This window comes from Thiohalocapsa sp., assembly GCF_019695415.1.
In the GTDB taxonomy this organism is placed as follows: Bacteria; Pseudomonadota; Gammaproteobacteria; order Chromatiales; family Chromatiaceae; genus Thiohalocapsa.
This window is the reverse complement of sequence record NZ_JAIFKJ010000173.1, coordinates 1-4,605: the sequence shown is the minus strand read 5'-3', so window position 1 is coordinate 4,605 and position 4,605 is coordinate 1. Positions and strand designations below refer to the sequence as shown.

Genomic DNA, 4,605 nt, shown 5'->3' with positions numbered 1-4,605 from the left:
ATCAACCACCAGGCCCAGGTCATCAGCCGCCGCATGGTGGGCGAGACACACCGGGTGCTGGTGGAGGGGCCGTCGCGCAAGGACCCCGCCCAGCTCGCCGGGCGCACCGAGAACAACCGAGTGGTGAACTTCGCCGGCCCAGCAAGCCTCATCGGCGCGTTCGCTGATCTGCGCATCACCGAGGCCCTGCCCAACTCCCTGCGCGGCGAGCTCGCCAGGTCCTTTGCGGCGTCGCCGCCGGCGGCAGCAGATGCCGCCACCCCCCACGCGGCAGCGGACGCCGCCGCACCGGCCGCAGGTGCCGCCGCCACTTGAGTCCTCACTTGGGTCAAGAGCCGTACAGCATCGACCTGGAGCTGACACCCGCGGACAACGCGCGGCTCTCCAGCATGTGCGGGCCCTTCGATCAGCACCTGCGTCTTATCGAGCGCCGGCTCGGCATCGAGATCAGTAACCGCGGCATGAGCTTTCGCATCGTCGGCGAGCCGGCGGCGGCGGCCGTGGGGGAGCAGGTGCTCCGGGACCTCTACGACGTTGCCGAGACCGAGCCCGTCTCGCCCGAATCCGTTCACCTGCAGCTCCAGCAGGCGGATGCCGACGCCGCGGCCGAGGACACCGCCGAGCGCCTGCCGGACGTCATCATCAAGACCAAGCGCGGTCTGGTGAAGGCCCGCGGCGCCACCCAGCAGGCCTATCTGCACGCCATCGTCACCCATGACATCAGCTTCGGCGTCGGCCCCGCCGGCACAGGCAAGACCTATCTCGCCGTCGCCTGTGCGGTGGAGGCGCTGGAGAGCGAGCGGGTGCGCCGCCTGCTGTTGGTGCGACCGGCGGTGGAAGCCGGCGAGCGCCTGGGCTTCCTGCCCGGGGACTTGGCGCAGAAGATCGACCCCTATCTGCGCCCACTCTACGACGCGCTGTTCGAGATGCTCGGCTTCGAGAAGGTGAATAAGCTCATCGAGCGCAACGTCATCGAGGTCGCGCCGCTGGCCTACATGCGCGGGCGCACCCTGAACGACGCCTTCATCATTCTCGACGAAGCCCAGAATACAACGCCCGAGCAGATGAAGATGTTCTTGACGCGCATCGGCTTCGGCTCCACGGCGGTGATTACTGGTGATGTGACCCAGATCGACCTGCCTCGCGGGCAGCCGTCCGGCCTCAAGCAGGCACTCACGGTGCTGAAGGGCGTGCCCGGCATCGGTTTAACCCACTTCGGCGCCCGCGACGTGGTGCGGCACGCGCTGGTGCAGCGCATCGTCAACGCCTACGATGTGCACGATCAGGCTCAGGATCGCAGACAGGAACGCAAGAGCAGCGACCAGTGACCGACACCGGCCAATCTGCTGCGTCTTCGGACGCAGAGCCTCCCCAACCGACCCCGGCGCCCGATGTCCAGCTCACCGTGCAGCGCGCCTGCGCGGTGAGCGATCTACCGGACGACGCCCAGCTCGCCAGCTGGGTGCGCGCCGCCATCGCCCACGGCGCCGCGGAGCCGCGAAGGCGCGCCGCCGTGACACTGCGCATCGTCGATGACGCAGAAGGGGCGGCACTGAACCAGCGCTACCGCAGCAAGCCTGGGCCCACCAATGTGCTCTCCTTCCCCTTCGAGCAGCCGGCGGGGCTGCCTGCAGAGGTCTTGTCCGAGCTGCAGTCAAGCCTGGATGCTGAGCTGGGCGATCTGGTCATCTGCGCCCCGGTGCTGCGCCGGGAGGCCACAGCCCAGGGCAAGACGCTGGCCGCCCACACGGCGCATCTGGTCGTGCACGGCACCCTGCACCTCCTCGGTTACGACCACATCGAGCCTGCTGAGGCCGACCGGATGGAGGCCCTGGAAACGGCCATCCTCACCGGGTTAGGATTTTCAACACCTTACGAGGTCCCCGAAGAGCCTCATGACGAGCGATCGAGCGCGTAACGGCGCGCAGCCCACCCCCCAACCTACCCCCTGGCGCAAACGGATCTGCCGCTTGTTGGGTCGGGAGCCCAAGGACCGGGCCGCACTCATCGAAGTGCTGCAAGACGCCGAGCGCAACGGCCTCCTGGACCGCGACGGTCTCGCCATGATCGAAGGCGTCATGCAGGTAGCCGACCTGCGGGTCGGCGATATCATGATCCCACGGGCGGAAATGGTCAGCGTCCGTCGCGACGACCCGCTGGAGCGCATCCTCGAGATCGCCGTCGACTCTGCCCATTCCCGCTTCCCGGTCACCGGTGAGGACAAGGGCGAGGTGATCGGCATCCTGCTCGCCAAGGATCTGCTCGCCTACTGCACCGAGAGCCGCCGCCAGGGCGCGTTCAACATACGCGACCATTTGCGCGGCGCCGTCTTCGTGCCTGAGAGCAAGCGCCTCAACGTGCTGCTGAAAGAGTTCCGTGCCAGCCGCAACCACATGGCCATCGTCGTCGACGAGTACGGCAGCGCCGCCGGGCTCGTCACCATCGAGGACGTCCTCGAGCAGATCGTCGGCGACATCGAAGACGAGCACGACCACGACGAGGGCGCCTTCATCTTCAAGCGCGGCAAAGGCGAATACACCGTCAAGGCGCGCACGAACATCGAAGACTTCAACGACTACTTCGCAAGCCAACTGGACGCCGGTGAGTTCGACACCATCGGCGGCCTCGTGGTCAACGCCTTCGGCCGCCTCCCTACCCGCGGCGAGCGCACCGAGATCGACGGCTTCCGCTTCACCATCATGCGCGCCGACAGCCGCCGCGTGCATTTGCTGACTGTGCGACCGCCAGCGGCAGCACCCGACTGAGGTGCACATCCCATCGGCTGGACAGGCGGCATCTGGGAGCGACAACCGCAGGGCCAGCGGGAAGCTCCTGAACTACCCTAAAAAGAGCGCGTGTTTTTAAGCACGCACCTAGGGGTCGTTCACGGCGCGCGGCAGCGCCGAGGAGGTTCACATGAGAGCTCGGACTGCGCGCAGCACTGCCATCGCCATCACGCTAGCCGGTGCCGCGCTCGCGGCGAACGGCGCCACGCCATCATCAACGGAGGCCTCCGCACCATCCATGGCCGCATTCTGTGCCGGCTGCCACGCGCCGACACCGGGCACCATGATGGGCTTCCTCGACACCGTGTCCGATAAGGCGCAGGCGCTCCAACTGGACTTCGGCACGCACAAGGCGGTCGTGAGCTTTGACCGAGACACGGTGTTGAAGAACGTCGACTCGATCTCGGACCTCCAGAACTACAAGCGCAAGGGCTTCCTGGTCACTGTTGAGGACAGGGGCGGCCGCAAGCACGCGACATCCATCGTGCGCTTCGACATCGCCGAGGCCATCGCCGACGACGAGAAGCTCTCCAAAACCGCCTTCAAGGCCGCGCTGGACGACCCGTCGATGACGGTGCTTGATGTGCGACCGACGCCGATGTACCAGGCGGCTCATGTGCCGGGCGCTGTGTCCATGCCGGCGCCGGCCGTAGCCGATTATCCAAAGCACCTGCCGGAGGATCGGAGCGCGCCGGTGGTGCTCTATGGCCCGGGCGGCTGCCTGGGGCCGACGACTTCGCTGCGCGTCAAGCAACTCGGCTATAGCGACGTGAAGATCTATCCGCTCGGCTTCGCGGACTGGACTAAGACCGAGCCCAGCGTCGTCGAGCCCCGGTGGCTGCGCCGCGCTATCCACGAGGACCTCGGTGTCATCGTCATCGTTGTCCGCGGGGGGGAGGCCGTCGCTGCGGGCGCTATCCACGGCACCTTGAACATTCCGCTCGGGCCGCCCCGCGCAAGACGACCACGATTCCCGCCCCGGGCCGACGCCCACATCGTTGTCTACGGCGAGGGCAGCGACGACGCCGCCCGGCAGCTGGTGACATGGGGCTACCGAGCCGTGCGGGTGCTGCCGATGGATGACGCCGACTGGGCTCGGGCCGGCAACCCGGTGGCGACGGGGCCGGCGAGCAGCGACATCGTCTACCAACCGAAGCCGAAGCCCGGCACCATCACGCTCGATGAGTTTGTCCAACTCGCCAAGCAGCCGCAGGAGGACGTCGTACTGGTAGACCTCCGCAACCCGATCGAAGTGGAGGAGCCGTCCATCGATCACGTCGTGAACATCCCTTTCGATCTGATCCCGGAGCGCATGGAGTCGTTGACGAGCGGGCCAACGCCCGTGTTCTTCTGTCCCACGGGTGCACGCGCGGAGATGGCGCACAGCCTGGTGACTGGGGCCGGTGGGAAGAGCCGTTTCCTGGCGTCCGGAGCCATTGTGGGACGAGACGGCGGACTGAGAAGCACGCGCCCGTGGTGGGCGCCTTAAGCTGGATGGTGGTCAGGGACCGGGTGCTCGGTGATGTCGCGCCCCGCCGCGTTGGCTGAGTGAGGTTCGGACGCTCGGGCCGTAGTCAATGCGGGGCACCGCAGGACCGCTCCGCGCCGCGGGCCGGCGGGCCCGCGGCGGTGTAGGGAACGGGCGACGCTAGGGAAGCGCAGATTTATTCGCGCTTCCCTTGCGGGGCAGGCCGCCCCGCCATTTTCGGCGACGCAAGTCGCTGAAAACGAAGGAAGCCGGAAACCGCCCCTGTTGCGAACAAGCCGGCTCCGTCTGATTTTTGGGCAGGATGCCCAATAAATCAGCAGTTCCCTAGAC

5 protein-coding genes are annotated in these 4,605 nt (G+C 67.1%); all 5 read left to right on the top strand.

Features of this window, described 5'->3' with window-relative positions; translation table 11 throughout:
• On the top strand, positions 1-315 hold a 315-nt coding region (locus I6U14_RS04735; RefSeq protein ID WP_296897296.1), incomplete at its 5' end, for a TRAM domain-containing protein.
• Between the two features lie 8 nt (positions 316-323).
• On the top strand, positions 324-1,328 hold the full coding sequence (locus I6U14_RS04730) for a PhoH family protein (protein ID WP_296897294.1): 1,005 nt from the start codon (positions 324-326) through the stop codon (positions 1,326-1,328).
• A complete protein-coding gene (gene ybeY, locus I6U14_RS04725) occupies positions 1,325-1,918 on the top strand; it encodes an rRNA maturation RNase YbeY (RefSeq protein ID WP_296897293.1) in 594 nt (197 codons plus the stop codon). Before I6U14_RS04730 ends, ybeY begins: the two co-directional genes overlap by 4 nt.
• The gene (locus I6U14_RS04720) at positions 1,896-2,765 is read left to right on the top strand and encodes an HlyC/CorC family transporter (RefSeq protein ID WP_296897291.1); all 870 of its coding nucleotides are present in this window, start codon (positions 1,896-1,898) and stop codon (positions 2,763-2,765) included. The genes ybeY and I6U14_RS04720 overlap by 23 nt, the downstream gene beginning before the upstream one ends.
• Positions 2,766-2,916: 151 nt before the next feature.
• Positions 2,917-4,275 (top strand): rhodanese-like domain-containing protein, encoded by a 1,359-nt coding sequence (locus I6U14_RS04715; protein WP_296897289.1) that lies wholly within the window; start codon positions 2,917-2,919, stop codon positions 4,273-4,275.
• Positions 4,276-4,605 lie beyond the last annotated feature (330 nt).